Origin of the sequence: Streptomyces sp. KL2, assembly GCF_046529545.1 — a bacterium.
GTDB lineage: Bacteria > Actinomycetota > Actinomycetes > Streptomycetales > Streptomycetaceae > Streptomyces > Streptomyces radiopugnans.
Window position 1 is genome coordinate 5,461,124 of record NZ_CP127170.1, and the last position, 26,151, is coordinate 5,487,274.

The 26,151-nt window shown below is 75.7% G+C and carries 19 protein-coding genes and 1 pseudogene; 12 read left to right on the plus strand and 8 right to left on the minus strand.

What is annotated here, in order from left to right; translation table 11 throughout:
* The first annotated feature begins 62 nt into the window (after positions 1-62).
* Positions 63-1,169: a CapA family protein gene (locus QPK52_RS24570; protein ID WP_410539642.1), complete on the plus strand. Its 1,107-nt coding sequence runs from the start codon at positions 63-65 to the stop codon at positions 1,167-1,169.
* A gap of 42 nt (positions 1,170-1,211) precedes the next feature.
* Here QPK52_RS24570 and QPK52_RS24575 read toward each other — a convergent pair whose 3' ends face one another.
* Entirely contained in the window at positions 1,212-1,859 is a 648-nt protein-coding gene (locus QPK52_RS24575; protein ID WP_410539644.1) for a LysE family translocator, read from the minus strand.
* A gap of 226 nt (positions 1,860-2,085) precedes the next feature.
* On the opposite strand from QPK52_RS24575, the gene QPK52_RS24580 reads away from it, so the two are divergent.
* The 4 genes from QPK52_RS24580 (at position 2,086) to QPK52_RS24595 (ending at position 7,307) form a co-directional block, all read left to right on the plus strand.
* On the plus strand, positions 2,086-3,420 hold the full coding sequence (locus QPK52_RS24580) for a PLP-dependent aminotransferase family protein (RefSeq protein WP_410539646.1): 1,335 nt from the start codon (positions 2,086-2,088) through the stop codon (positions 3,418-3,420).
* Between the two features lie 172 nt (positions 3,421-3,592).
* Positions 3,593-4,789 (plus strand): PHB depolymerase family esterase, encoded by a 1,197-nt coding sequence (locus tag QPK52_RS24585; protein WP_410539648.1) that lies wholly within the window; start codon positions 3,593-3,595, stop codon positions 4,787-4,789.
* Between the two features lie 165 nt (positions 4,790-4,954).
* Entirely contained in the window at positions 4,955-6,589 is a 1,635-nt protein-coding gene (locus tag QPK52_RS24590) for a substrate-binding domain-containing protein (RefSeq protein WP_410539649.1), read from the plus strand.
* 154 nt (positions 6,590-6,743) lie between these two features.
* Positions 6,744-7,307: a hypothetical protein gene (locus tag QPK52_RS24595; RefSeq protein ID WP_410539651.1), complete on the plus strand. Its 564-nt coding sequence runs from the start codon at positions 6,744-6,746 to the stop codon at positions 7,305-7,307.
* A gap of 39 nt (positions 7,308-7,346) precedes the next feature.
* Here QPK52_RS24595 and QPK52_RS24600 read toward each other — a convergent pair whose 3' ends face one another.
* A complete protein-coding gene (locus QPK52_RS24600) occupies positions 7,347-8,375 on the minus strand; it encodes a helix-turn-helix domain-containing protein (protein WP_410539653.1) in 1,029 nt (342 codons plus the stop codon).
* Between the two features lie 270 nt (positions 8,376-8,645).
* On the opposite strand from QPK52_RS24600, the gene QPK52_RS24605 reads away from it, so the two are divergent.
* The 3 genes and pseudogenes from QPK52_RS24605 to QPK52_RS24615 all read left to right on the plus strand — a co-directional run bounded on the left by QPK52_RS24605 (position 8,646) and on the right by QPK52_RS24615 (position 13,684).
* Entirely contained in the window at positions 8,646-12,302 is a 3,657-nt protein-coding gene (locus QPK52_RS24605; RefSeq protein ID WP_410539655.1) for a hypothetical protein, read from the plus strand.
* A 23-nt stretch (positions 12,303-12,325) separates the two neighbouring features.
* Positions 12,326-12,714, plus strand: a pseudogene (locus QPK52_RS24610) (alpha-amylase); the annotation flags it as partial.
* Between the two features lie 151 nt (positions 12,715-12,865).
* Positions 12,866-13,684: an endonuclease I family protein gene (locus tag QPK52_RS24615; protein ID WP_410539656.1), complete on the plus strand. Its 819-nt coding sequence runs from the start codon at positions 12,866-12,868 to the stop codon at positions 13,682-13,684.
* Between the two features lie 92 nt (positions 13,685-13,776).
* Here QPK52_RS24615 and QPK52_RS24620 read toward each other — a convergent pair whose 3' ends face one another.
* The 4 genes from QPK52_RS24620 to QPK52_RS24635 form a co-directional block, all read right to left on the minus strand.
* Positions 13,777-14,361, minus strand: a complete 585-nt coding sequence (locus QPK52_RS24620; RefSeq protein WP_410539658.1) for a VanZ family protein — start codon at positions 14,359-14,361, stop codon at positions 13,777-13,779.
* Between the two features lie 363 nt (positions 14,362-14,724).
* The gene (locus QPK52_RS24625; RefSeq protein WP_410539659.1) at positions 14,725-15,054 is read right to left on the minus strand and encodes a hypothetical protein; all 330 of its coding nucleotides are present in this window, start codon (positions 15,052-15,054) and stop codon (positions 14,725-14,727) included.
* A gap of 192 nt (positions 15,055-15,246) precedes the next feature.
* Complete coding sequence (locus QPK52_RS24630) at positions 15,247-16,449, minus strand: globin domain-containing protein (RefSeq protein WP_410539661.1); 1,203 nt, start codon at positions 16,447-16,449, stop codon at positions 15,247-15,249.
* Positions 16,450-16,680: 231 nt separating this feature from the next.
* A complete protein-coding gene (locus QPK52_RS24635; protein WP_410539663.1) occupies positions 16,681-18,786 on the minus strand; it encodes a SpoIIE family protein phosphatase in 2,106 nt (701 codons plus the stop codon).
* 368 nt (positions 18,787-19,154) lie between these two features.
* Here QPK52_RS24635 and QPK52_RS24640 point away from each other — a divergent pair, with 368 nt between their 5' ends.
* Genes QPK52_RS24640 through QPK52_RS24650 form a run of 3 tightly spaced genes read left to right on the plus strand, consistent with a single transcriptional unit; the run spans position 19,155 to position 22,401 of the window.
* Complete coding sequence (locus QPK52_RS24640; protein ID WP_410539664.1) at positions 19,155-20,813, plus strand: SpoIIE family protein phosphatase; 1,659 nt, start codon at positions 19,155-19,157, stop codon at positions 20,811-20,813.
* Positions 20,810-22,015, plus strand: a complete 1,206-nt coding sequence (locus tag QPK52_RS24645) for a B12-binding domain-containing protein (RefSeq protein ID WP_410539665.1) — start codon at positions 20,810-20,812, stop codon at positions 22,013-22,015. Before QPK52_RS24640 ends, QPK52_RS24645 begins: the two co-directional genes overlap by 4 nt.
* The gene (locus QPK52_RS24650; protein WP_410539667.1) at positions 22,012-22,401 is read left to right on the plus strand and encodes an STAS domain-containing protein; all 390 of its coding nucleotides are present in this window, start codon (positions 22,012-22,014) and stop codon (positions 22,399-22,401) included. Before QPK52_RS24645 ends, QPK52_RS24650 begins: the two co-directional genes overlap by 4 nt.
* Positions 22,402-22,422: 21 nt before the next feature.
* Here QPK52_RS24650 and QPK52_RS24655 read toward each other — a convergent pair whose 3' ends face one another.
* A complete protein-coding gene (locus tag QPK52_RS24655) occupies positions 22,423-24,021 on the minus strand; it encodes an FAD-dependent oxidoreductase (protein ID WP_410539669.1) in 1,599 nt (532 codons plus the stop codon).
* Positions 24,018-25,280 carry a lycopene cyclase family protein gene (locus QPK52_RS24660; protein ID WP_410539670.1) on the minus strand — a complete coding sequence of 421 codons (1,263 nt, stop codon included), beginning with the start codon at positions 25,278-25,280 and terminating at the stop codon, positions 24,018-24,020. Before QPK52_RS24660 ends, QPK52_RS24655 begins: the two co-directional genes overlap by 4 nt.
* Before the next feature lie 125 nt (positions 25,281-25,405).
* Between QPK52_RS24660 and QPK52_RS24665 the strand changes: the two genes are divergently transcribed.
* Positions 25,406-26,137, plus strand: a complete 732-nt coding sequence (locus tag QPK52_RS24665; protein ID WP_410539672.1) for a class I SAM-dependent methyltransferase — start codon at positions 25,406-25,408, stop codon at positions 26,135-26,137.
* Positions 26,138-26,151 lie beyond the last annotated feature (14 nt).

The window sequence follows — 26,151 nt, forward strand, 5'->3', positions numbered from 1 at the left end:
CCCGGCGTACGGGGGTCACGCCGGGCCCCGGAACAGGGCGGGAGGGTCCTACGCTTGGAAGCGTGCGCGGGGCCGCGGTCACCCTGTTCCTCTGCGGTGACGTGATGCTCGGCCGGGGTGTGGACCAGATCCTCCCGCACCCCGGTGATCCGGCGCTGCGCGAGGCGTACATCCGGGACGCCCGCGCCTACGTCGAGCTGGCGGAGGCGGCCAACGGCCCGATTTCCCGGCCGGTCGGCTTCGAGTGGCCCTGGGGCGAAGCGCTCGCGGCGATCGACGAGGCCGCCCCCGACGTCCGGATCGTCAACCTGGAGACCGGCATCACGCGCAGCGGCGCGTTCGCGCCGGGCAAGGGCGTCCACTACCGGATGAGCCCCGCCAACCTCCCCTGCCTGTCGGCCGCCCGCCCCGACGTCTGCGTCCTGGCCAACAACCACGTCCTGGACTTCGGCCGCCCCGGTCTGGAGGAGACGCTCGACGCCCTGGCGGACGCCGGGCCGGCGGCGGCCGGAGCGGGGCGGGACCTCACCGCCGCGCGGCGGCCCGCGCCCGTGCCTGTGGGGCACGGGCGGCGGGTGGTGGTCCTGGCCTTCGGCATGCCCTCCAGCGGCATACCGCCGTCCTGGGCCGCCGGCCCCGGCCGGTCCGGCGTGGACGTCGTGACCGAGCCCTCACCGTCCGCCGCCGCCGCCGTGGCCGAGCGGATCCGCCGGGTCAGGCGGCCGGGCGACATCGTGGTCGCCTCGGTCCACTGGGGGCCGAACTGGGGGTATGAGGTCTCCCGCGAGGAGACCGGCTTCGCGCACGCCCTGGTCGACGGCGGCGCGGACGTCGTCCACGGCCACTCCTCGCACCACCCCCGCCCCCTGGAGGTGTACCGGGGCAGGCTCGTGCTGTACGGCTGCGGCGACCTCGTCGACGACTACGAGGGCATCACCGGCCACGAGCGGTACCGGGACGACCTGCGGCTGCTGTACTTCGTCGGCCTGGAGCCGGACGGCCGGGCGGCCGGCGTGCGGATGGTGCCGCTCCAGGCCCGGCGGATGCGGCTGCGCCACGCCTCGCCGGAGGACGCCGGGTGGCTGCGGGCGGTCCTGGACCGCACCGGCCGCGACCTCGGCACACGTGTCGACCGCGAGCCGGACGGGACGCTCGCCCTGCGGTGGTGATCCGCCCGCGCCCCTCGGCCGTCCGCGGCGCCCGCCGCCGCGTCAGGCCGTCCGCGCGGGGCGCGAGTCGTCGACGGCGAGGGTGACGGCCAGCGCGCCGAGGACGGATCCCATGGCGTACCGCTGGATCCTCAGCCATGAGGGGTGGCGGGACAGGAGGGTCGCGATGGACCCGGCGGCCAGGACGATGGCCAGGTTCACCGCCAGGCTGACCGCCACCTGGACCGCCCCGAGCGCGAATCCCTGGAGGAGGACGTGCCCGGCCCCCGGATCGACGAACTGGGGGATGAGCGAGAGGTACATGACCGCGATCTTGGGGTTGAGCAGGTTCGTCGTCAGCCCCATGACGAACAGGCGCCGGGGCGGGTCGTGCGGAACGTCCCGCGGGGCGAAGACGGCCGCCCCGCCCGGCCGGAGGGCCTGCCAGGCGAGCCACGCCAGATACGCGGCTCCGGCGAGCTTCACCGCGGCGTACAGCCCGGGGACGGCCAGGAAGACGACCGACAGGCCCAGGTTCGCGGCCGTGAGGTAGACCAGGAAGCCGAGGGCGACGCCGCCGAGCGACACGATCCCGGCACGCCGCCCCTGGGCGATGCTCCGGGAGACGAGGTAGATCATGTTCGGTCCGGGGGTGAGGACCATCCCCAGGGAGACCGCCGCGACGCCGAGCACCGCACCTGTTCCGAGCATGGCCTGTGTCCGCCTCTCCGGGGGCCGGCCCGCGGCCGCCGGGCCGTCCGCGGGGAGTGCCGCCCGCCGAGCGTATGTGCCATCTGCATCTCGATGCAATGTTTGGTATTGCTCTCGGTGCAATGAAGTGATTGCCTTGCGGTGGCGGCAGCGGTGCCAGCGGTGTCAGCGGTGCCGGCGGTGCCGGCGGTGGCCAACGCGGACGGCAGTGGACGAAGGGAGCCCCGTGGACGATTACCGGCGGATCGCCGACGGCGTGGCGGCCGGCATCGCCGCGGGACGGCTGAGGCCGGGCGACCGGCTGCCCACACAGCGGGAGTTCGCCCGGCGGCACGGCATCGCGGGCTCCACCGCCGCCCGTGTCTACCGCGAACTGGCCCGCCGGGGTCTGACCGTCGGCGAGGTCGGCAGGGGGACCTTCGTCCGGGCCGGCGCGCGTACGGCGGACCCGGCGACGGCCGAGCCGGCCGAGGGGCGCATCGACCTGGAGTTCAACCACCCCGTGGTGCCCGAGCAGTCGGCGCTCCTCGCGGCCGGGATCGCGCCGCTGCTGCGCCCGGACGTCCTGGAGTCCGCCACGCGCCCGGTCGGTCCCGCGGGTACGGCCGCCGCGCGCGACGCCGCCGCCGGTCTGCTGGCCCGGGGCGGCTGGCGGCCGGACCCGGACCGGGTGCTGTTCGCGGGGGGCGGGCGCCAGGCGATCGCGGCCGCGATCGCCGCGCTGGTCCCGCCGGGCGGGCGGCTGGGCGCCGAGGAGCTGACATACCCGGTGCTGCGGTCCGTCGCGGGCCGGCTGGGGGTGGAGGTCGTACCGCTGGCGGTGGACGGGCAGGGGGTGGTGCCGGAGTCCGTCGCCGAGGCCCACCGCGCCGCGCCGCTGAGGGCCGTCTACCTCCAGCCCGCCGTCCACAACCCGCTGGGCCTGGTGACGCCGCAGCGGCGGCTGGCCGAACTGGCCGACCTGCTCGGCCGGCTGGGCGTGGCCGCGATCGAGGACGCCGTCTGGTCCTTCCTCCGCGACGGGCCGCCGCTGGCCGCACTGCTCCCGGAGCGCACGGTCCTGGTCGACAGCCTCTCCAAGCGCCTGGCCCCCGGGCTGACCACGGGGTACGCCGTCGTCCCGCGGGCCTTCGCACCCGCCGTCGCCGCGGCGCTGCGCTCCGGGGGGTGGGGGCCCGCGCGCTTCGCCCTGGACGCGGCGGGACGCTGGTGGGCCGACGGGGCGGTGGAGGCGGTCGTACGGGCCAAGCGGCGGGACGCGTCCGCCCGCCGGGAGATCGCCGCCCGTCACCTGGACGGCTTCGCGGTGAGCGGCGACCCGTCGTCGTACTTCTGCTGGTGGGAGCTGCCCCACCCGTGGCGGGCCGACACCTTCGTCGCGGCCGCGGCCCGGCACGGCATCGCGGTCACCCCGTCGGCGGCGTTCGCCGCCGACGGGCTTCGAGCCCCCCACGCCGTACGCCTCGCCCTGGCATCGCCGCCGCCGGACGTCCTCGCCCGCGCGCTGGACACCCTCGCCGCCATCGCCCGCTCGGGGCCGGAGGAGTCCTCCGCCGAGTGACTCCCGCGGCCGGTGCGGGAGAGGGCCCGTCCGCGGCCTCCCGGGGCAATGTGGGCGGCGGCCACCGGCGTGCCGGCGGCCCTGTGGCCCCGGCATGTTCGAGTGATCCGCGTCACGGCCTACGGTACGGGCACCGATTGTCAGGTCCCTTTCAGGTGTAAGGACCCCCCTCATGAGAGCCACGAACCTCCTGCGCCGCGCGGGTGTGCTGCTGGGCACGCTCGCGCTGGCGTTCACCGGGCTGTCCGCCGCCCCGGCGGCGGCCGCCGAGCTCGAACGCGTCACCGGCTTCGGCTCCAACCCGGGCGCGCTGACCATGTACCGCTACATCCCCGACGACCTGCCGGCCGGCGCTCCGGTCGTCCTCGTCCTGCACGGCTGCACCCAGGACGCGCCCGGCTTCACGGCCACCTACGGCTGGCGCGCGTACGCCGACGCGCGCGGTTTCGCGCTCGTCGCGGCCCAGCAGGAGACGGCCAACAACAGCTCCCGCTGCTTCAACTGGTTCCAGGCCGGGGACACCTCGCGCGACCGGGGCGAGGTGCTGTCGCTGCGCCAGATGGTCGCCCACACCGTGGGCGCGGTGGGAGCCGACCCGTCCCGGGTGTACGTCGCCGGGTTCTCCGGAGGCGGAGCGATGGCGGCGAGCGCGCTCGCCGCCTATCCGGACGTGTTCGCGGGCGGCGCCGTGCTGGCCGGCGTCCCGCACGGCTGCGCCACCAGCATGGTCCAGGCCTTCGGCTGCATGAACCCGGGCGCCGCGAAGACCGCCGCCCAGTGGGGCGACCTCGTCCGGGCGCAGAACCCCGGATACGGCGGCCCGTGGCCGTCGGTCGCCGTCTGGCACGGCACCGCCGACACCACGGTCGTCCCGGCGAACGCGGACGAGCTGGTGGAGCAGTGGACGAACGTGCACGGCACGGACGCCACCGCGGACGGCACGGCCTCGCTGCCGGGCGGGGTGACGCGGCGGGACTACGGGTCCTCCGCCGGCACCGTCGTGAGGGACTACCGCGTCTCCGGCATGGGGCACGCCGTCCCGGTGCGCCCGTCGGAGGGCTGCGGCACCGCGGGCGCGTACACCGCCGACCTGATGTGCTCGACGGCGTACATCACCGCCGACTGGGGCCTGGGCGACACCGGGCCCGGTGACCCGGGCGATCCCGGGGAGCCGGGCGACCCGCAGACGCCCGCCTGCTTCACCGCGAGCAACTACACCCATGTGCAGCAGGGCCGCGCCACCACCCGCTACGGCTACGCCTACGCGGTCGGCTCCGGTGACGCGCTGGGGCTGTGGAACGTCTACACCGTCACCTCGCTCACCGAGACCGGGCCCGGATGGTACGAGAGGACGGCCTCCTGCGGCTGAGGCCCGCGGGTGCGCCCGCCGTACGGTGTGCCGTACGACGGGCGCACCGCTTCCCAACAGCCGGTGAACACTCGCCGAAAGCCGGATACACCACTTCGCCGGAGCCCGGCCCGCTCATATGTTTGACGGCCCTTCACCATGTTCTCCACGGGGGTCGGACAGGCCATGGACATGCTTCGGTGGGAAGTCGTTCTCGCGGTGCTCGGTGTGCTCGTGCCGATCGTCGCCGCGCTCTACGAGTTCGTCTTCGTCGGACGCAAACGGCTCGGTTACCGGGTGCAGATGGACACCACCGCCACCGACGCCGTCCACGCCCGGTTCGCCGGAATCCAGTACGCGGGCGCACTGCAGCAGCTGCAGGACGGCGACGGCACCCGGCTGGTGGACCCGTCGTTCGTCCTGCTGCGCATCGAGAACAGCGGCGCGACCCACATCGACATCGACGACTACGCCGTCCTCCCCGACGACAGGGTCGGTGTCCGGGTCGAGTTCCCCGGGCGCAGGGTGGCCGGGATGGTGGTGACCGAGCTCAGCGACGACTTCCTGCGCCCCTGCTTCAGCGACGACTCGGGCCTGAGCGTGCGCGACGGCGTCATCGAACTCCCCAAGGTGCCGCTCAACCGCTCCGCCCACTACAAGGTCCTGGCCGCCCTCGAACGCACCGGCGAGGCGGGGACGGGCGCGGACCCGCAGGCGCCGTTCGAGCCGCCCAGGGTCATCGGCGGGATCAAGGGCGGCGTGGGCAACGGCGGCATACAGGAGACCAGGAGCCAGACCGGGACGCCGTGGCAGGCCGTCGCGCTGGTCTGCTTCCTGGTCCTGGTCATCCTCGGGCAGCTCGCCTTCTCCGTGTTCGGCCGCGAGGACGTTGCGGCGCCGCTGGACTGCGCCGGCGGTGAGCTCACCCTCACCGGGTCCACCGCCTTCGAACCGGTACTGCGGGAGGCCGCGAAGGCGTACCAGGAGACCTGCGGCGAGCAGGGCGTGACGTTCCACCACGACTACCGCGGCAGCAAGGAGGGGCTGGACGCGCTGGCGAGGGAGGGCGCGCGGGAGGGCGAGGGGAAGACGCGGATGCTGGCGTTCACCGACGGGGGCAAGCGGGACGACCAGCCGCTGCTGCTGCCGCGTCCGGTCGCCTTCACCCTCTTCACCCTCGTCGTCCACGAGGACACCGGGGTCCGGGACCTCACGCTGGAGCAGATCGGGGACCTGTACGGCGGGAAGATCACCAACTGGAAGGACGTGGGGGGAGCGGACCTGCCCGTCCGCCTGGTGAGCCGCCTGAGCAACTCCGGTACCCGCGACGTCTTCGAGGAGCGGATCTTCAGCGGATCGCGGCGGCTCGTACGCACCTCCGACGACTGCCGCACACCGCTGCCCGGCACGCCGCGCGGCCCTCTCAACTGCGAGCGGGGGTCCACCGCCGGGGTGCTGGACGAGGTGGCGCGCACGCCCGGGGCGATCGGCTACAGCGGTCTCGACGACGCGTCCGGCCGCAGGGACCTGCGGCTGGTGCGCATCGACGGGCAGCGGGCCACCCTGGAGGCGGCCGACCACGGGGCCTACCCCTTCTGGGAGACGGAGTACGCCTACACCTACGGCGAGCCGCCCGCCAGGTCCCTGGCCGCCGGTTTCCTGCGCTACCTGACGAACGAGGTCGGCAGGGACGTCGTGCGTTCCCGCGGTCACCGTCCGTGTGCCGAGCTGCAGAACCCCGTGCTGTGCCGCCCCGCGGCGCAGTCGGCGCGGGCCGTGTCCTCGCGGGAGGCGGGGGCGGGGGAGGGCTCCGGCGGGTGACCGCCGCCGCGCTCCGGGGGGCGGGCGTGAGCGCCGCCCGGCCGTACAGCTCCGGGCGGCGGTCCCCGAAAACCTCTGGTATGCCTTGAATGCCGCGAAATTCTCGAATGTCGTGGACAACGCTCGAACAGGACAAGGCGAACTGGAGATCATCGTGTCCGAACGCAACACGCTCGCTCGCAGCCTGCACGACCTGGGGATGGGCGCATGGTTCGGCGGCTCCCTGATGGGTGCCGTGGGGCTCAACGGCGTCGCCAGGGAGTGGGAGGACGCCGCGACCGGCGACAGGATCGCGAGCATCGGATGGGCGAAGTGGACGCCGGTCAACGGGCTGGCCATCGCCGCCCACCTGGCGGGTGCCGTCTCCCTGCTGGCGTCCAACATGTACCGCGTGGAGCACCAGCGGGGTGTGGGAGCCTCCTCGGCGATCAAGACCGTCCTCACCGGAGCAGCCCTGGCGGCCACCGCCTACAGCCGCGTCATGGGCAAGAAGCTGGAGATGGCCACCTCCTCCGACCCGGAGAAGGCGGCCGGGGCCCAGCACCACCCGGCCTCCACGGAGGACGCCGAGCGCCAGCTGCGCTGGGCCCAGTGGAGCATCCCCGTGCTGACCGGCGCGCTCACCGTCGTCAGCGCGCTCCAGGGCGAGCAGCAGAAGCCGGTCGAGCAGAAGGCCGGCATGCTGCGCAAGGCCGCCGCCCGCCTGGACATGGGCTGATACCGGCTACCGGCTACCGGCACCGGGCCACACAGCGCGTCAGCGGCCCGCGGCGTTCGCCACGAGGCCGCCCCGCACGGCCGCCGGCGCACCGCCGCGGGCCAGCGCGCGCTGCCGGTGGTCGCTGGGCGACGTGCCGTAGGCGACGCGGAAGGCGCGGCTGAAGGCGGAGGGGTCGGTCAGGCCCCACCGGGCGGCGACGGCGTGGATGGGCGTGCGGTGCAGGGCGGGGTCGGACAGGTCCTGCCGGATGCGCCGCAGCCGCTGGTCGCGCAGGAACGCCGAGACGGTGGAGCCCTCGTCCCGGAACAGCCGGTGCAGATGGCTCAGGGAGATGTGGTGCGCCGCCGCGATCGCGGGCGGGGACAGGTGCGGGTCGTGCAGGTGCCGGCGTATGTAGGCCTTGACGCGCAGCAGCAGGGCCCGCCGCTGGTCCTCCGGCGGCAGCGCGTGGTCGCTCTCCAGGGTGTGGGCGAACAGGGCGGACAGCAGGTCGACCGCGACCGCGGCCAGCCGGGGCCCGTCGGACGGCCGGTAGCGGGCGGAGTCCGCCGCCACCGTGGTCAGGAACTGCGCCAGCAGCGCCCCCATCCCCTCCCGCGCCGACAGCCGGTGGCGGGCCAGCCCGGCCAGCCGCTCCGGTGGCAGGTGCAGCAGGTCCCGGGGCACCTCCAGCCCGATGCCGCTGTACGGGCCGTCGCCGTCGCCCGCCCACATCTCGCACGGGCGCGAGGTGTCCACCACGCACAGGGAACCGGGACCGTAACCGTCCGCGCGGCCCTCCCGGGCGATCCTCAGCCGCCCCCGCAGCGGCAGGGACACATGGACGGTCCGCGGATCGTGCCGCCGGACCAGTTCCGGGGTGCGCCGCAGCACGGCGGGCCGGAACTCCGCGGGCCACACCGTCACGGCCCCGACGCTCAGCACGCGCACCCGGGCCCGGAAGTCCGCCCGGTGGGGGCTGTCCGCCTCCAGGGGCGCGTGGGCCCGCCGGACCAGCTCGCGCCAGCGGTCGAACCGCTCGGCCGCGGGCACGTCCTCGCTCGTGAACGCCGTCTCGTACACCATGTGCTCCTCCTTCTCCCCGGTCGTGTCCTCCGCCGCCGGCCCGGCCGGAGCACACCGGTCCGTCCGGCCATGCCCGGCACCGAGTCTCGGGGGGTACGGGTTGTCAGGCAGGCCCGTTCCGCCGCTCCGGACAATTCGCGTCCGGCGCGCGGCGCATGCCGGGGCGGCCGGAGACGGGACCGGGCGCGGGCTTGTCGGCCGGTCGCGGGGGGCCTACGGTGGCGCCCGATCGCGGACGCGGCGGGCGGACGCGGCGGGGGAGGACACGCGATGGGGCGCCGGGAGAAACCACTGGATCCGGCCGCCGGTCCGGTGCAGCGGTTCGCCGCCGAACTGCGCGAACTGCGCCGGGCGTCGGGCGGCACCACCTACCGGGCGATGGCGCAGCGGGCGCCCTACTCGGCGGCGACCCTGGCCGAGGCGGCGGCCGGCCGGAGACTGCCCACGCTCCCGGTCGCCCTGGCCTACGCGCAGGCCTGCGGCGGCGACCGGCAGGAGTGGGAGGAGCGCTGGCGCCGGGCGTCCGCCGACGCACTGGCCCGGCCCTCCTGCGCGGAGGACGGCGCCGACGCCCCCTATCCGGGGCTGCGGCGCTTCCAGCCGGAGGACGAGAAACGGTTCTTCGGACGCGAGCAGCTCACCGGCGACCTCGTACGCCTGGTGGGGGAGGGCCGGTTCACGGCCGTCGTCGGCGCCTCCGGCAGCGGCAAGTCGTCGCTGCTGCGCGCGGGGCTGATCCCCGCCCTGCGCTCCGGCACCGCCGCGGTGCGGCCGGCCGCCGTCCGCGTCTTCACCCCCGGCCCGCACCCGATGAGGGACCACTCCCGCCTGCTCGCGCCGGCCTCCCACGCCCTCGACGCGGACACGGTGGTCGTCGTCGACCAGTTCGAGGAGGTCTTCACCCTCTGCCGCGACCCCGGGGAGCGCAGGGAGTTCGTCGGCCTGCTGCTGTCGGCCCGCCGCCCCCGCAGCCGGCTGCGGGTCGTCGTAGCGGTCAGGGCGGACTTCTTCGGCCACTGCGCGGGCCACCCCGACCTCGCCGACGCCCTGCGGGACGCCACGCTCCTGGTCGGGCCGATGACCCCGGCGCAGCTGCGCCGGGCCATCGTCCGCCCGGCCGCCGACGCGGGCCTGATCGTCGAACGCGCACTCACCGCGAGACTGGTGGACGAGGCGACGGGCGAGCCCGGAGGGCTGCCGCTGATGTCCCACGCCCTGCTGGAGACCTGGCGCCGGCGCCGCGGACGCGCGCTGACCCTGGCGGCCTACGAGGCGGCCGGCGGTATACGCGGCGCCATCGCCCAGACCGCCGAGGACCTCTACACCCGGCTGGACCCCGAGCGGGCCGCCGCCGCCCGCAGGGTCCTGCTGCGGCTGGTCAACCCCGGCGAGGGTGCGCCCGACACCCGGCGCCCCACCGACCGCGGCGAGCTGGGCGCGGACGGCGCGGGCCGCACCGCCGAGGCGGAGGTGCTGGAGCGGCTGGCACGGGCCCGTCTGGTCACCCTCGACGGCTCGACGGTGACCCTGGCGCACGAGGCGCTGATCGCGGCCTGGCCCCGGCTGCGCGGCTGGATCGAGGCGGACCGGCGGCGGCTGCTCGTCCACCGGCAGCTCACCGAGGCCGCACAGGTCTGGCACTCCCTGGACCGCGACAGCGGAGCCCTCTACCGGGGCGCCCGGCTCGTGGCGGCCCGGGACCGGCTCGGCGGCGCGGGGGTCGGCCTCACCGCGCTGGAGCGCGAGTTCCTGCTGGCCAGCGAGGCCGCCGAGGAGGCGGAGGCGGAGGAGGCCCGTGCCCGGACCACGCGGCTGCGGCGTCTGTCGGTGACGCTGTCCGCCCTGCTGGTGCTCTGCGCGACCGCGGTCGCGGCGACCTTCCAGCAGTACTCGATCGCCCGTGAACAACGCCGCGTCGTCACCTCGCACGAACTGGCCGCCCAGGCCGACTCGATGGCCGGGGAACGCCCGGAGGCGGCGGCGATGCTGGCCCTGGCCGCCTTCCAGCGGGCCGACGTCCCCGAGACGCGCAGCAGTCTGCTGTCCGCCTACGCCCGCTACCGGGCCGACCGGTTCGCCGCACACGCCGGCACCGTCTCGGCGATGGAGTTCTCCCCGGACGGCCACACCCTGGCCACGGCCGGGGACGGCCACGGCGTCAGACTGTGGGACACCCGGGACCGCCAGATCGCCGCCACCCTCGCCGGGCACACGGACCGGGTGAACGACGTGGGCTTCTCCCCGGACGGCCGGCTGCTGGCCACCGCGGGCGACGACCGCAGCGTCAAGCTGTGGGACACCCGGACCCACCGGGTGGCCGCCACCCTCACCGGCCACACCGGCCAGGTGACGGCGGTGGCCTTCTCGCCGGACGGCCGCACCCTGGCCACCGGCGGCGGCGACGGCGCCGTACGGCTGTGGGACACCGGGAAGGAGCGGCAGTCGGCCGTCCTGTCCGGACACACGGGCGAGGTGACGGCCGTCGCCTTCTCCCCGGACGGCCGCACCCTGGTCACCGGCGGCGTCGACGCCACCCTGCGCATGTGGGACACGGTGTCGGGCCGGGAGAGCGCCACCCTCGCCGTCATGAGGAGCGCGTCGACGGGGCAGCGGAGCCCGGTCTACGACGTGGCGTTCTCACCCGACGGCCGCACCCTGGCCGCGGCCGGCACCGAGATCACCCGGCTGTGGGACACGGCCACCTACCACTACCGGAAGACCGCCGCGGTGACGGGCCGCCGCGGACACGCCCACCGGGAACTGGCGTTCACCCCCGACAGCCGGACCCTCGCCGTCACCGCCGCCGACGGCACCGTCCGGTTCTGGGACACCGGCGACCACCGCACGACCGCCACCATCACCGCGGGAGAGGAGCCGGCCGCCTACGAGACGGCGCTGTCCCCCGGCGGCCGCGTCCTGGCCGTGGCCGACGGCGAGGGCCGGGTGCAGCTGTGGGACACCGCCGCACAGCAGCGGACCGCCGTCCTCGGCACCGCCGCGCCGTTCTCCCGGCTGGCGGCGTTCTCCCCCGACGGCCGCACCCTGGCCACCACCGGGTCCGCCGACGGGGCGGTGGAGCTGTGGCGGGCGGGCGGACACCGCCGGCTGCGCACCCTGGGGCACGGAAGCGACGTGCACACGGCGGCGTTCTCCCCGGACGGCCGCACTCTGGCCACCGGTTCCGCCGACGGCACGGTCCGGTTGTGGGACGCGGCCTCCGGACGGCGGCGGGCCGCCCTCACCGGCCACACCGACGCGGTGACGGCCGTCGCCTTCTCCCCGGACGGCCGCACCCTGGCCACCGGTTCCGCCGACGACACCGTACGGCTGTGGGACGCCGGGAAGGGCCGGCAGGCGGCCGTCCTCAGACGGCACACCGACCGGGTGCGCGCGCTGGCCTTCTCGCCGGACGGCCGCACCCTGGCCACGGCCTCCGCCGACCGCACCGTACTGGTGTGGGAGGTGGGCGCCCGGCGGGTGCGGACCTCCCTCACCGGTCACGAGGGCCCGGTCACCGGCGTGGCGTTCGCCCCCGGCGGCCGTCTGCTGGCGACCGCCGCCGGGGGACGCGTACGGCTGTGGGACACGGCCTCGTACCGCACCGCCGCCACCCTCACGGGCCATCCCGACGGCGCGGAGCACGTGGCGTTCGCCCCGGGCGGCGGAACACTGGTCACCGCGGGGGCGGGCACGATCCACCTGTGGGACACGGTCTCGCACGACACGGCGGCCACACTCACCGGCGGCGGGGAGATCTCCGCCATGGCCCTGAGCCCGGACGGCCGGACGCTGGCCACCGCGGGTGAGGAGAAGCGCCTGTGGCGGATCGACGCGGGCGAGGTGGCGGCCGAGGTCTGCCGGGCGAGGCGGACCCACCGGTGGTCCGAGCTGGTCCCGGACCTGCCCGCCGCCCCTTCCTGCCCCTGAGACCCGGGCCCCGGGGCCCGGGCCACGACCGCTGGATCGGCAACCGGGAGGGCGAGGGCTCCCGCTCCCGCTGGATCCACGTGGGCCCGGCCGACTTCGGCGCCGGGAGCGCGGCCGTGCGGAACCATCTGACCGGCGCCTACGACGAGTACGCCGGCACGGGCGTGGACGGCTTCCGCGTCGACACGGCCGTCCACATTCCGCGGACCACCTGGAACCGCCGCTTCCCGCCGGCCATCCGGAGCGCGTCACACAGCGCCTCGGAGCGGAGGCTGCGAGGAATTTATTCGCCTTCGGCGAGGTCGCGGCCTTCGCCGGCGACAAGTGGAACCGCGGATCGGTCACCCACTCGGCGCAGTTCCACACCCGGGAGGAACGGAAGGAGTGCGGCGCCGACGACGCCTGGGCCGCGGGCGGTCCCTCCGGCGGGGCCGGTGTTCCCGCGGCGGTCACGGGATCTTCCCGTTGCGCTGTTGGCAGGGACATGTCCGTATGGGAGGCTCCGCATATCGAACAGCCGTTGGCAGTCCCTGATCCGGGGCTTACCGAAAGGACATCCCCACATGTCCCGCTCCCGTGGGTCCGCGGCCGGAGGCATAGCCCTGGCCGCGGCCGCCCTGCTGGCCGTGGCCGCCCCCACCCCCGTCTCGGCCGCCCCCGCACCACTGTCGCCCGGCGCGGGCCAGGCGTCCGCGCCGGCCGACGCCTACTACGCGCCCGCCGAGGGGAAGACCGGCGCCGCCCTGAAGGCGGCGCTCAACGACATCATCAGTGAGCAGGCCAGGCTCTCCTACAGCCAGGTCTGGGACGCGCTCGGAGACACCGACGAGGACCCCTCCAACCCGGACAACGTGATCCTGCTGTACACCGGCCGCTCCCAGGCGAAGTCCGAGCACGGCGGCGATCTGGGTGACTGGAACCGCGAGCACGTGTGGGCCAAGTCCCACGGCGACTTCGGCACCAGCGCCGGACCCGGCACCGACCTGCACCATCTGCGCCCCACGGACGTACGGGTCAACAGCATCCGGGGGAACAAGGACTTCGACAACGGCGGCAGCGCGGTCTCCGGGGCCCCCGGCAACTACACCGACGGCGACAGCTTCGAGCCCCGCGACGCGGTCAAGGGCGACGTGGCCCGCATGATCCTCTACATGGCCGTGCGCTACGAGGGCGAGGACGGCTTCGCCGACCTGGAGCCCAACGACCGTGTGGGCAACGGCTCGGCGCCGTACCACGGGCGTCTGGGCGTCCTGAAGCAGTGGCACCGCGAAGACCCGCCGGACTCCTTCGAGCGGAACCGCAACGAGGTCATCCACAACGAGTACCAGTACAACCGGAATCCGTTCATCGACCGTCCCGAGTGGGTCGAGGCCATCTGGTGAGACCGGTGCTCCGGCCGGGCCGCCGCTGAGAGGGGTGCGGGGGCGCTGCGGCACCGTTCCCACCGGTCCGCGGCGCCCCCGCCCTCATGCCTTCACGCCTTGCCTGACCCGGCCGCCGCGGTGCGCTCCCGCCTCGCGCCCCGCTGCCACCGGCGGCGGCGGGGCGGGTGGACGGCCCGGCCGATGCGGCGGCCGAGCAGCAGGTAACCCAGCAGCGCGCCGGTGGTGTTGAGGATGACGTCGTCGATGTCGAACGCCCGGCCCGGCACGACGGCCCCCTGCACCAGTTCCACCGCGACCATCACCGCCGTGGTCAGCAGGACCACCCGCAGCAGCCCGCGGGCGCGCGGCCAGGCCACCGGCAGCAGAACCCCGAAGGGCACACCCAGGGCGATGTTGCCGCCGAGCTGTTTGACGGTGTCGCGGAACGCGGGCTGGTTCAGGTAGTTGCGGATGGAGTCGCCCGGCCGCAGATTGCTGTGCGTCAGCGCCTCGGAGGCGTACGACGGTGTCAGGGTCAGCCTGGCCAGGACGACGGCGAACAGCACCGTCGCCGCCAGGGCCACCACCATCACCAGCGCCCGCACCAGGGGTGACCGGGGCGCGGCGGGATCCTCGCGCGGCGTGTCCCGCGCCGGTTCGGTACCCGTGCCCCTCGACAGGAGACCGCGCCTCATCCGCTGCCACCCCCGGTTTCTGACGGTTCGCCGGCTGGAGCGGCGCGGGTCACCGCGCCGTGGTCGCCGGATACCCGGAGTGAGGGTCCGTATGCGGGCCTTGCCGGACGGGGTCTGATCGCGCACGGGGCCGGGCGGGGAGGGACGTTGGTCCCTGCGGGGTGTTCCCTTTCGGCCCTGTGGCGGATGCGCCGGGTCGGGCAGCATCGTCGTGCGGCTGTGGGGAGCCGCGGGGGGGAGAGGCCGAAGCGGCCCGGGAGGAGCGGCCCGGGCCGCCTCGCCGTGTCCGGAGCCCTTCCGGCCCCGCCCGGCCTCCCGGCGCATCCGTCCGGGTCGTGCGGGCCGGGCGCCGGGGGGGCCGGGTCAGAAGGAGGGGAAGCCGGGCGACGCGGGCCCGAAGGACGCGGAGGGGGGCGGGGACGGGAGGGCGCCGGGCGTCGTGGTGGCCTCGCGCTCCGCCAGGGCGGCCTGGTCCAGGAGCCGCCGGGCCAGTTCGCGCGCCTCCCGGGTGGTGAGAGAGGCCCAGGCCCCAGGTGCGCTGCCGCGGCCCGGGCCGAGATCCAGAGTGACCCGGCTGATCGGCCGGCCCGCAGTGGGCAGCCGCAGACACTTCACGGTGATCCGCCGGTCGCAGGAGGTGACCATCGGCGTTTCGCCGGCCGGCTGGGGAAGCGCCCGTCCTGTCTCCGCCACTGTTCCCACACCTTCCATCTCATACCGCTCATAACGCAGGGGCACAGTGGGTAGCGCTGTCCGGGCCCGGGATGTTCCCGACCGCCGACCGCCGACCGCCGACCGCCGGCCCCGCGCACGCGTACGGCCCGCCGGTCGCACCGGCGGGCCGTACCCGTCCACCCGTGGCCGCCCCGGGGAGGGGCGGCGGCCTCAGGCCGCCGCGTCGGCCAGCCACAGGTCGGGCCCGAAGACCTCGTACCGGATCTCCCGAGCCGGCACGCCCGCGCGCAGCAGCTGCTCGCGGACGGAGCGCATGAAGGGCAGCGGGCCGCACAGGTACACGCTCGCGTCGGTGTCCACCTCCAGGTCACCGAGGTCCATCACCCCCTCGCGGGCGCCGGGCTCCTCGGCTCCGGGCCGCTCGTACCAGAACACCGAGCGCGCGCCCGGAAGCCGCTCCACCAGCCGGTCGGTGCCGGCGCGCAGCGCGTGGTCCCCGGGGGAGCGGTCGGCGTGCAGCACCGTCACCGGGCGGGTGGAGCCGGTGACGGCGAGGTGTTCGAGCATGCCGACCATGGGGGTGCAGCCGATTCCCGCGGAGACCAGCAGCAGCGGCCGGTCGGACCGGTCCAGCACCACGTCCCCGAAGGGGGCGGACAGAGTGAGTTCGTCGCCCGCCCGCACGGTGCGGTGCAGCAGGTTGGAGACCTCGCCCTCCGGGGCGCCGCCGCCGTGGACCCGCTTGACGGTGATCCGGCGCGTCCGGTCCCCGGGGGCGGAGGAGAGGCTGTACTGGCGCAACTGGTGGACGCCGTCGGGCATCCGCACCCGCACGCTCACGTACTGGCCCGCACGGGCGGCGGGCGCGGGCGCCCCGTCGGAGGGACGCAGCAGGAAGGACACCGTGTCGGGGGTCTCCTCGCGCCGCTCGACCACCGTCCACCGCCGCCAGGGGTGCCCCGGCTTCACCTGCGCCATGAGGTAGAGGCGGGCCTCCTGCGCGATCAGGGCGCCGGCCATCAGCCAGTACACCTCGTCCCAGGCCGCCGCCACCTCGGGGGTGACCGCGTCGCCGAGCACATCGGCCATGGCGGCGAAGAGGTACTTGTGCACGATCGTGTACTGGTCCTCGGTGACGCCGACGGCGGCGTGCTTGTGGGCGATGCGGGCCAGCAGTGTGTCGGGCCGGGTGCCGGGCTCGGCGACCAGGGTGCCGGCGAAGGCGGCGATGGAGCCCGCCAGGGCCCGGCGCTGCGCGCCACTGGCCTGGTTGCCGCGGTTGAACATGCCGTCGAGCAGCTCGGGGCGGTCGGCGAACATGGTCGCGTAGAAGCGGGCGGTGATCTCGTCCAGCGCCCCGCCGACGGCGGGCAGGGTGGCGCGGATCACCGAGGCCGATTCGGCGGAAAGCATGACGCTCCTAGGAGGGCGGGGCACGGGGTTCGTCGGCCGCCGAAGCGCGGCCGCAACCTGTCTAGCAGCGGCGGGCCGCGCTTTCGGGCGCCGAGCGGTGATCAGGGCCGAAGGGCCCCGCCGCCCGGGACGTACGGCCCCGGCCGCCGTCTCCGGGCGGGGACGTGCGGCCCCGGGACGGCCCGCGATCGCTGCCCCGTACGGCCCGCCGCCCGCGTCCGCCGCGGCGGTTCAGCGGCCGGGAACGGGCAGGCGCAGGGCGATCAGGGCGATGTCGTCGCGTCCGGTGGCCGGGGTGGTGGTCACCAGGGTGTCGCACAGGGCGCCGACGGGTTCGCGGGCGAGGGCCGCGGCGTTGCTCCGCAGCCGCTCCAGCCCCCGGTCGAGGGGCTCCCCGGGACGTTCGACCAGTCCGTCGGTGTAGAGCAGCAGGGTGCAGCCGGGCGGCAGGTCCTCGGTCGCGCTGCCGCGGGGGGTGCTGGGCGGCAGGACACCGAGCAGGGGGCCGTGAGCGCCCTCCAGGAAGCGGGTGCCGCCGTCCTCGGCGATCAGCAGGGGCGGAGGGTGCCCGGCGACGGTGTACGTCAGCCGCCACGGCCCCTGCGCGCCCCCGCCGTCCGCCTCCGGCGCCGGGCCGCGCTCCACCCGGGCCATCACGCAGGTGGTGGTGCCCGTGTCCGGGTCGAGGGTCTGCACGGAAGCGTCCAGTCGCCGCACGACCTCACCGGGCGGCCGCCCGCCGTGGTCGGCGGCGAGCGCGCGGAGCATGTTGCGCATCATGCCCATGGTGACGGCGGCCCGCAGGTCGTGCCCGGCCACGTCGCCGATGACCAGGGCCAGGGCGCCGCCGGGCAGCGGGAAGGAGTCGTACCAGTCCCCGCCCACGTCGGCCGCGGTCGGACTGGGCAGGTAGCGCGCGGCGATCCGCAGGTACGGGTGGTCGGGCGGTTCGGTGAGCAGGCTGTGCTGCAGCGCCCGTGCCACCCGCTGGGTGCGCTGGAGCCGCAGTGCCTGGCTGAGCGCGTCGTGGGCCTGCTCCACCACCTCCCGCATCAGGTTCCGGTCCTGCGGGCCGATCGGCGCGCGGTCCCCGCAGACGAAGGCGGTCACCACGGCGGCCACCGCCCCGTCGACCAGGACGGGCAGCACCACCCCGCTGTGCGCCCCGGTGCGGGAGAGCCAGGGCCGCATGCCCGGCGGTGCGACGTCCGCCGGGACGGCGCCCGGGGAGAAGGAGCAGTGGACCGGGCGCCGCTCACGGACGGCGCGGGCGAGCGAGTGGCCGGGAGCGACGTGCTCCTCGCGGCGCGGCGGCAGGCCCGCGGGCAGCCCCTCGCGCGCGGTGGCCGCGACCCGCTCCACGGTCAGGCGGCCGTCCCCGTGCGGCTGCCCGGCGGGCTCGGGCAGCAGGTAGATGCCGCACTCGTCGGCCAGGGCGGGGACGATCACCCGGCTCAGGGCGGCGAAGGCGTCCGGCGCGTTGCCCGGCTCCGTCACCGCCGCGGCGGCACGGCCGAGGAGGGAGTCGCGCAGTTCCCGCCGCCACCGCTCCTCGATGTCGATGCAGGCGGCCATCCACTCCAGCACGCCCCCGCCGTCGCGCACCGGCACGGCACGCAGCAGGCAGTGCCGGTAGGTCCCGTCGGCGTGCCGCAGCCGGTACGTGTGCTGGAACCGCTCGGGCACCTCCCGGACGGCCCGGAACCACGCCTCGGCCAGGGCCGCGCGGTCGTCGGGGTGCGCGGTGCCGAGCCAGCCGGCACCGCGCAGTTCCCTCCAGGGGAGCCCCGTCGCACGCTCCCACCCGTCGCTCCCCTCCACGAGGAGCCCGTCGGCGTCCGCCACCCACAACTTCTCGGTGCTCGTCGCGACCAGACTCTCGTAGCGCAGCAGCGTCCGGCGCCGTTCCTCGGCGAGAGTCCGGGCGTGCTCGGCCGTGGTGACCTCCCCGGTCACCTCGGCGGCGACGATGAGCACCCCGGACTCCCCCTCGGCCGAGGCGATCCTGGACATGCTGAACGAGAAGAACCGCCGCTCGACCTCGCCGTGGGCGTAGCAGACGGTGACGGGTGCGGCGGAGACCCGCACCGGCTCGCCGTCGCGGAGTACCGGATCGAGCAGTTCCAGATAGCCCCGCTCCTCCAGATCGGTGAACGCCCGCCGTACTGGCACCCCCAGGGGCCGGTCCCCGAAGATCGCGCGGTAGGCGGCGTTCATGTACGTCACGACATGCTCGGGGCCCTGGCACACCATGACACCGACCGGGGCCGGATCGAACACCTCCAGGGGCAGCCCGGTGAATTCTCCGCTCTCCGAGGATCGCCGCGAAAACGACATAGTGCTCATTATTCAGATATGCCGTCTTCGTGGAGTGCCGTACGGGTACGGCCGCGGGCGGCTGTGGTCCCCGTTCACGACCGAGGCGTGTCTCCCGGCTCTCCCGACCCGCAGGCCCGGCAGGCCGTGACCGCCGCCCGCCCTGCTGCCGGGGCGGGCGGGAGCGGGGGTGCGACGGGCCCTCCCGCCGCCGGTGCCCGGCCCGCCCCTGGGGCGGGGGACGGCCCGGGTGCCGCGGTTGCCTTGGTCACGGCATCTGGGAGAAGGTTGCCGGACGGCAATTCTCTGTTCGGCGTCCCACCCGGCGTTCCGTTCAGCGTCCATCCAGCAGGAAGGTGGTGGAGCCCGCGGCGCGCGGGCTCCCGGTTGTGGCGATTCCCGAGGACTCATCCGCCCGGCCACGCGGCGTCGGCTCCGGCACCGCGTGGGACGACGCGCCCTGCGCAGTGGTGGCGGTGGATCCGTCCGGCGCGGTGACGGGGGCCAACGCGGCCGCCGTCGGGCTCCTCCCGGACGCGGTGCCCGGCGCACGGCTGGCGGAGGCGGTACCGCACTGGCTGGCCGACGCCCACCGGCGCCTCACCGCGTCCTCCGCCCCCGACCCCGGGCCCGGGCAGGCGCCCAGGGGCGAGGCCCGCGGGCGGAGCCTGCGGGCGCACCCGGCCCGCGGCGGGAACGGCGACGTGGTGTGGTGGCTGGTCGACGACACCGATCTGCGCCTGGCCGAGGAAGCCCTCAGGAGCGAGCGGGAGCGCACCGCCTTCCTCGCGGAGGTGTCCGAGACCCTGTCGGCCACCCTGAACGTCGAGCGGTGCATGGAGGCGGCCACACGCCTGGCCGTCCAGCACCTGGCGGACGCGGCCGTGCTGATCGCCCCGGCGGCCGGGCGCGGGCTCCCGGTCACCTGCAGCACCCCCGAGGGCCCGGTGCACGGCACGGTCGACGCGGACCCGGAGACGGTGCCGGGGCTGAGCGAGGCGCTCCAGGGGTTCCCGCCGGTGCCCTCACGCTGGATCGACCCCGCGCTGCTGCCCGACTGGGTCGTACCGCCGGGGTTCGACGGGCCCGCGGGGTCGGTGGTGGTCACCCCGCTGCCCGGCCACGGCGTCCCGGCCGGGGCGCTGGTCCTGCTGCGCCGCACCGATCACGCCGTGTTCAGCGAGACCGAGGAGACCTTCGCGAGGCTGTTCGCAGCCCGGGCCGGGGCCGCGCTGTCGGCCGCGCGCCTGTACGCCGAGCAGGCCCGCATCACCGACACGCTGATGCGGGAGCTGTTCCCGCCGAAGCTGGGCCGGGTGCACGGGGTCGAGTTCGCCGGCGGCTACCGCGCGTCGGAGCTCAAGGAGTGGGTCGGCGGCGACTTCTACGACATCCACCCCGCCGCCGAGCCGGGCCAGGAGTCCCTGATCGTCCTGGGGGACGTGTGCGGCAAGGGACTCGAGGCGGCCGTCCTGACCGGGAAGATCCGCAACACGCTGCACGCGCTGCTGCCGATGGCCGACGAGCATCCGCGCATGCTCGGCCTGCTCAACGGCGCGCTGGTGAACTCGCACCACACCCGCTTCGCCACTCTCGTACTGGCCTCCGCCGTCCGTGTGGACAACCACGTCAGGCTCCGGCTGACCAGCGCCGGCCACCCCCCTCCGCTGATCGTGCGCGCGGACGGGAGCGTGGAGGAGGCCGACACCCGCGGGTCGCTGATCGGCGTGCTGCCGAAGACCAGGGCGCGCACGGCCACGGTCGAGCTCGCGCCGGGCGAGACGTGCCTGCTGTACACCGACGGCATCACCGAGGCCCGCGGCGGCCCCCTGGGCGCCGACATGTTCGGGGAGCGCCGGCTCAGGGACGCGCTCGGGGAGTGCGCGGCCATGCCGGCCGAGGCGGTGGTCGAACGCGTCCAGATGCTCGCCGGTCAGTGGGCCGGGGGGAGAAGCCACGACGACATGGCCGTCGTCGCCATCACCGCGCCGCGCACCGTGCACCTCAGCGCGGTGGACGGCCACACCCGGGGCAGGTACACCGCATGACCACTCACACGGACCACCTCTCCACCGCCGCCGGATCCGCCGCCGGATCCGGCGAGTCCGCGGCCGATCCGCGCGCGGCGCGGGAGAGACTGTGGGACGCCGTCCGCGAGGGCGACGAGTACGCGGCCTCCGAACCGGTCTTCGCCGCGCTGGACGCCGGCGTGGACCCCGAGACGGTGCTGCTGGACGTCATCGCCCCCGTCCAGCGGAAGGTGGGCGCCGAGTGGGCCGCCGACCGCATCACCGTGGCGCAGGAGCACGCCGCCACGGCCATCAACGACCGGATCATCGCCGCGCTCGCCCACCGTGTGCGCGGCGGCGAACGGCCCGGCGCCGGTGCGGGCCGCGTCACGGTCGCCTGCGTGGACGGCGAGTGGCACGCCCTGCCCGCCCGGCTGCTCGCCGAGGTGCTGGCGCTGCGCGGCTGGCAGGTCGACTTCCTCGGCGCCCAGGTCCCCGTCCCGCACCTGATAGCGCACCTGCACCGCACGGGGCCCTGTGCCGTCGCGCTGTCCTCCTCCATCGCCACACGGCTGCCCACCGCCCACGCCGCGATCACCGCCTGCCAGGCGGCCGGCACCCCGGTCCTGGCCGGCGGCGCGGCCTTCGGCCCCGACGGACGCTACGCATATCTGCTCGGCGCCGACGCCTGGGCCCCCGACGCCCGCGCCGCGGCCGACCGGCTGGGCGAGGGCGTGCTGCCGCCGCCCGGCCTGTGGTCCGCGCGCCACCCGGTCGACGACCTGCCCCATCTGGCCGGCCAGGAGTACACGATGGTCTCCCGCGCCGCCCCCCGGCTGGTGGGGGAGACCATGGCCGGGCTGGAGGAGCGATTCCCGGCCATGCGCGACTACACCGAGCGCCAGCGGCTGCACACCGCCGAGGACATCGCGCACATCGTCGACTTCCTGTCCACCGCCCTCTACGTCGACGACGAGGAGCTGTTCACCGGCTTCCTGCTCTGGACCGCGCAGATCCTCACCGCCCGCAAGGTCCCCGCGCACTCCCTGCGCCCCGCGCTGGACCTGCTGGCCGGGCGGCTGAAGGACTTCCCCCGCGCCACCCGCCTGCTGGAACGGGCCCGCCTGGCCCTCGACGCAGGTCCAGCTTCCGACACCTCCGCTCCCGACACCTCCGCTCCCGACACCTCCGCCCCCGACACCACCGCCCCCGACACCACCGGACACGGAAAGCCCGAATGACACCCATGCACCGTCCCTCCTTCGCACTCACGGTGGAGACCGGCCCCGGCACCGTCCGGCTCCACGTCACCGGCGACCTCGACCACGAGACCACCGAGGAGCTGGTCGGCGCCGTGCGCCCGCGGCTCGCCGCCCGGCCGGCGCCGGGCGATCTCCACCTCGACTTCGCCGCGCTGAGCACCTGCGACTCCACGGGACTGTCCGGGCTGCTGCTCATCCACCGCCTCGCCGGCGCCCACGGCACCCGCCTCCACCTCGACAACCGCCCGCGGTTCCTGGATCGCTTCCTGGAGATCACCGGCACCCTGGAGCACCTCACCGCGCCGCCCGGGGAGGAGCCCCCGGGGCAGGCGGAGGACCCGGAGCGGCAGCCCGGCGCCGTCTGACCGGCGCCGCCTGACCGCCCGTCAGCCGCCGAGGGCGGAGGCCAGCAGCCGCAGCGGTGCCGAGCGGCCCCGGCGCGGCACCGTCAGCAGCGGGTGGCCGCGCACCCCCCAGGTGGCCAGCAGGGCGTTGGCCGCCTCGAAGCCGGTGGTGGCCGCCCGCTCCATCAGTGCCACCGGCAGCGTGGTGCGCACCAGGTCCCCGGCGAGCACCAGCCGGGGATGGCCGGTGCGCACCCCCGGCCGGTCCCGCCAGGTGCCGGTGGCGAACAGCGGGCAGTCCTGCCGCCACTCGTGCCGCTCGTCGACGACCGGGGCGCCGGCCGTCTCCGGGTAGACACGGGCCAGTTCGGCCAGGGCCGCCCGCTGGACGGCGGCGCGGTCCGCGCCGGGGCCGACGGCGTAGGCGTGCAGCTCCACCACGCTGCCGCCCGTCCGCGCGGCCCAGCGGGCGGCCTCGCCCTCCCAGCGTTCCAGGACGCTGACGTTGTCCAGCGGGCCGTAGCCGCTGGTGCCCAGGAAACCGGGCCGGTCGGCGGCCACGGGCCGGCCGAGCCAGTAGCGGGAGACCAGGAAGGGCGGGGCCTCGCGCAGCCGCCCGACCGACGCCCGCCAGCCGGGACCGCCCAGCCCCGGGGAGTTGCCGACCACGGCGCGCAGGCCCGCGCCGTCCACGGCCAGGACGACCGCGTCGTAGCGCTCGCCGCGCTCCGCCCCCGGACCCCGGCCGTCGGCCGTCACCACGGTGAAGCCGTCCCGCTCGGGACGCACCAGTTCCACGGCGGTCCCGGTGCGCACCCGTGCCCCCAGCCGCTCCAGCCGGGCGGCCAGCGGGTCCCACAGGGCGGCGGGGAAGGGGGCGTCGGGGACGTCGAAGAGCAGGCCCTCGGCCGAGCCCAGGAAGTAGATGTGGAACATCAGGGCCAGTTCGGCCGCCGACAACTCGCGCGGATCGGCGAAGAAGCTGCGGGAGAACACCTCGAAGGCCAGGTGCCGGGCCGGTTCGGGGAAGCCGACGGAGTCCAGGAACTCCGCGGCGCTGACGCCGTCCAGCCGCTCGTGGACCTCCGGCACCCGCACGTCCAGCAGGGGCAGCGCCGCGCGGGGGTTCATGCCCGCCAGCCCCGAGGGGGTGAAGGTCGGGCTGAGGGCGGTGAAGCCCAGCACGCTCCACGGCGGGGTGCGGGGCACCCGCGCGAAGCTGTCCCGCGCTCCGCCGCTGTGCCACAGCGGGTAGTCCGGCAGCGGGGTGAGCATCGACAGGGCCGGGTCGATACGCCGCAGCAGATTGCGCAGGTTGTAGTACTGCCGGAAGAAGGCGTGGAAGCCGCGGCTCATGGTGACGGACGTACCGTCGGCCAGCCTGGTCGGCCAGCCGCCGACGCGCCCGCCCAGCACCTTCCGGCGCTCCAGCAGGTCGACGGCCACACCGCGTTCGGCCAGCGCGGTGGCGGCGGTGAGCCCTGCGATGCCGCCGCCCACCACGGCGGCGCGCACCTCGCGGTCGCCGAGACGGGCCGCCCCCGCCGGGGCGGGCCGGTGCACGGCGTACCGGTCGCGGGCGAGCCGGGTACGGAACCGGCCCGGGAGCGGGTGCGGGAACGGGTTTCTCGCGTCTGTCACCTGGGGGCCTTTCGCTGGTGGGAGCCGCCGGACCGCGGCACGGCGGCGGATGGCCCGCGCGGCAGGAGGGGGAGTTCGGCCAGGGAGCGCGCCATCGGCCACACGGGGGAGCGCAGACCGATCGCCACCTCCTCGTGGAAGGCCGAGCTGCCGTCGAGGAAGCGCAGGACGCTGTCCAGCCGGTTGCGGCGGAAGAGGCGGGCGAAGAAGTCCGCGCCGTCCACGCGGCCGGTGGCCAGGGCGCGCAGCAGCGCGGCGTCCATGGCCAGGTGCCGGCGGGCGTGGGGCCGGGGCGGCAGCGGGGTGCGTCCGGCCGCGAGGGCCGCGGCCACCCGCGCGCTCTGGCGCCGGACGGTGGCGAAGGTGTAGCCGGTCGAGGGGCGCGTGGCGCCGCCCGCCGTGCCGATGCGGAACACCGAGCGCCCGGTCCGGCGCGCGAAGTGCCCGTCGGTCATGGGGATGACGCCCTGTTCGGTACCGGTGACGGTGAACTCGCCCAGCGGCCGGACGCGTTCGGTGTAGTGCCGCAGCGCGGCCTCGTACTCCCGGCCGGTCAGGGGCGAGGGGGAGAACTCGGTGTACTCGACCAGGGCCTCGCGCGGGCCGAGGGGCAGGACGTAGGCGAAGGACAGCCCGCACCGCGGCTGCGGGGTGCGCAGGTCCATCAGCTCGGCCGTGCCCGGGTCGAAACGGTCCTCGCCGGTACGCACGAACCAGCCCCGGAAGTGCTGCAGCAAGGTGGTGCGCGCGGGCGGCAGGACCCGCGGCGGACGCGAGTCGAACACCCAGCGGCCGGTGAGCGCGAAGGGCCGCCCCGCGGCGTCCGTGCCGCTCACCCGCGCACCGTGCGGCCCGTCCCCGACGGCGGTGACGGTGCCGGTGACGCGGGTGACGGAGGGGGCGGCGGCCAGCCGGGCGTCCATCGCGCGGGTGAAGTCCGCGGAGCGGACCATCAGATAGCGCCGGGGGCTGTCGCCGCCCAGGCTCTCCCCGCCCGGGCCCCGCACCAGCAGGCGCCGCCAGGAGGCGGCGACGGGCGCGCCGAGCCCGGCACCGGGCCCGCCGCCCTCCTCCTCCCAGAAGCACCAGGTGCGCTCGGGGCTGCGGGCGGGACCCGGCGGCGGCTCCACCACCGCCACCGACGGGGGAGGCGAGGAGGCGGCGTCGAGGAGGTGCCCGGCCAGCGACAGGCCCGCCGCTCCCGCACCCACCACGATCACGTCCGCGTCCAGGTCCGCGTCCGTATCCGGGCGGCTCATCCGCGGTCCCTCCCCTCGCAGGCGCCCCCGGCGCTCCCCCCGGCGCGTTCCCGGTGGCGCACGCCGGGTAGGCGTGCGGCCGTGACGGCACACCCCGGGCCCGTACGGGCGGAAGGACGGACGCGATGACCCTCCTGCAGGACGGCGCGCTGACCGCAGCGTTCGACGGCGCGTCCGCCGCCTACGACCGCCTGGTCGGCGCGAACCCCGGCTACCACCGGCAACTGCGCCGCTCCGCCCGCAGACTGGCCCTGCCGGACGGGGGCGAGGGGCTGCGCGTACTCGACCTGGGCTGCGGAACCGGAGCCTCCACCGCCGCGCTGCTGACCGCGGCGCCCCGCGCCGAGATCACCGCGGTGGACGCCTCGGCCGGGATGCTCGAGCGGGCGGCCGCCAAGACGTGGCCGCAGAACGTCGCCTTCGCCCACACGTCCGCCGAGGACCTGGAGCGCGCCGGGGTGCGCGGGCCGTTCGACGCGGTGTTCGCCGCCTATCTGGTGCGCAACCTGACCGACCCGGACGGGGTGCTGACCGGCGTACGCCGCCTGCTGCGCCCCGGCGGACGGCTGGCCGTCCACGAGTACGCGCTGTCCGGCGCGAGGCGGCACCGGCTGGTCTGGACGGCCGTGTGCCGTTCGGTGATCATCCCCGCCGGCTCCCTCGACCCGGGCGGGCCGGATCTGTACCGGCACCTGTGGCGCAGCGTCCTGGAGTTCGACACCGCCCCGGAGCTGGCGCAGCGGCTGACGGCGGCGGGCTTCGAACTCGTCCGCACGGTACCGGTGCCGGGCTGGGAGTACGGCATCCTCCACACCCTCCTCGCCCGTGCCCCCCGCCGGGCCGGGTACGGGACCTGACGCGAGGCCCGGTG

Coding starts and splice junctions, on each gene's coding strand:
- QPK52_RS24650 (WP_410539667.1), top strand. CDS start 22,012: ATGACACCCATGCACCGTCCCTCCTTCGCACTCACGGTGGAGACCGGC.
- QPK52_RS24575 (WP_410539644.1), bottom strand. CDS start 1,859: ATGCTCGGAACAGGTGCGGTGCTCGGCGTCGCGGCGGTCTCCCTGGGG.
- QPK52_RS24660 (WP_410539670.1), bottom strand. CDS start 25,280: ATGAGCCGCCCGGATACGGACGCGGACCTGGACGCGGACGTGATCGTG.
- QPK52_RS24665 (WP_410539672.1), top strand. CDS start 25,406: ATGACCCTCCTGCAGGACGGCGCGCTGACCGCAGCGTTCGACGGCGCG.
- QPK52_RS24615 (WP_410539656.1), top strand. CDS start 12,866: ATGTCCCGCTCCCGTGGGTCCGCGGCCGGAGGCATAGCCCTGGCCGCG.
- QPK52_RS24645 (WP_410539665.1), top strand. CDS start 20,810: ATGACCACTCACACGGACCACCTCTCCACCGCCGCCGGATCCGCCGCC.
- QPK52_RS24590 (WP_410539649.1), top strand. CDS start 4,955: ATGGACATGCTTCGGTGGGAAGTCGTTCTCGCGGTGCTCGGTGTGCTC.
- QPK52_RS24620 (WP_410539658.1), bottom strand. CDS start 14,361: ATGAGGCGCGGTCTCCTGTCGAGGGGCACGGGTACCGAACCGGCGCGG.
- QPK52_RS24635 (WP_410539663.1), bottom strand. CDS start 18,786: ATGTCGTTTTCGCGGCGATCCTCGGAGAGCGGAGAATTCACCGGGCTG.
- QPK52_RS24585 (WP_410539648.1), top strand. CDS start 3,593: ATGAGAGCCACGAACCTCCTGCGCCGCGCGGGTGTGCTGCTGGGCACG.
- QPK52_RS24605 (WP_410539655.1), top strand. CDS start 8,646: ATGGGGCGCCGGGAGAAACCACTGGATCCGGCCGCCGGTCCGGTGCAG.
- QPK52_RS24630 (WP_410539661.1), bottom strand. CDS start 16,449: ATGCTTTCCGCCGAATCGGCCTCGGTGATCCGCGCCACCCTGCCCGCC.
- QPK52_RS24600 (WP_410539653.1), bottom strand. CDS start 8,375: ATGGTGTACGAGACGGCGTTCACGAGCGAGGACGTGCCCGCGGCCGAG.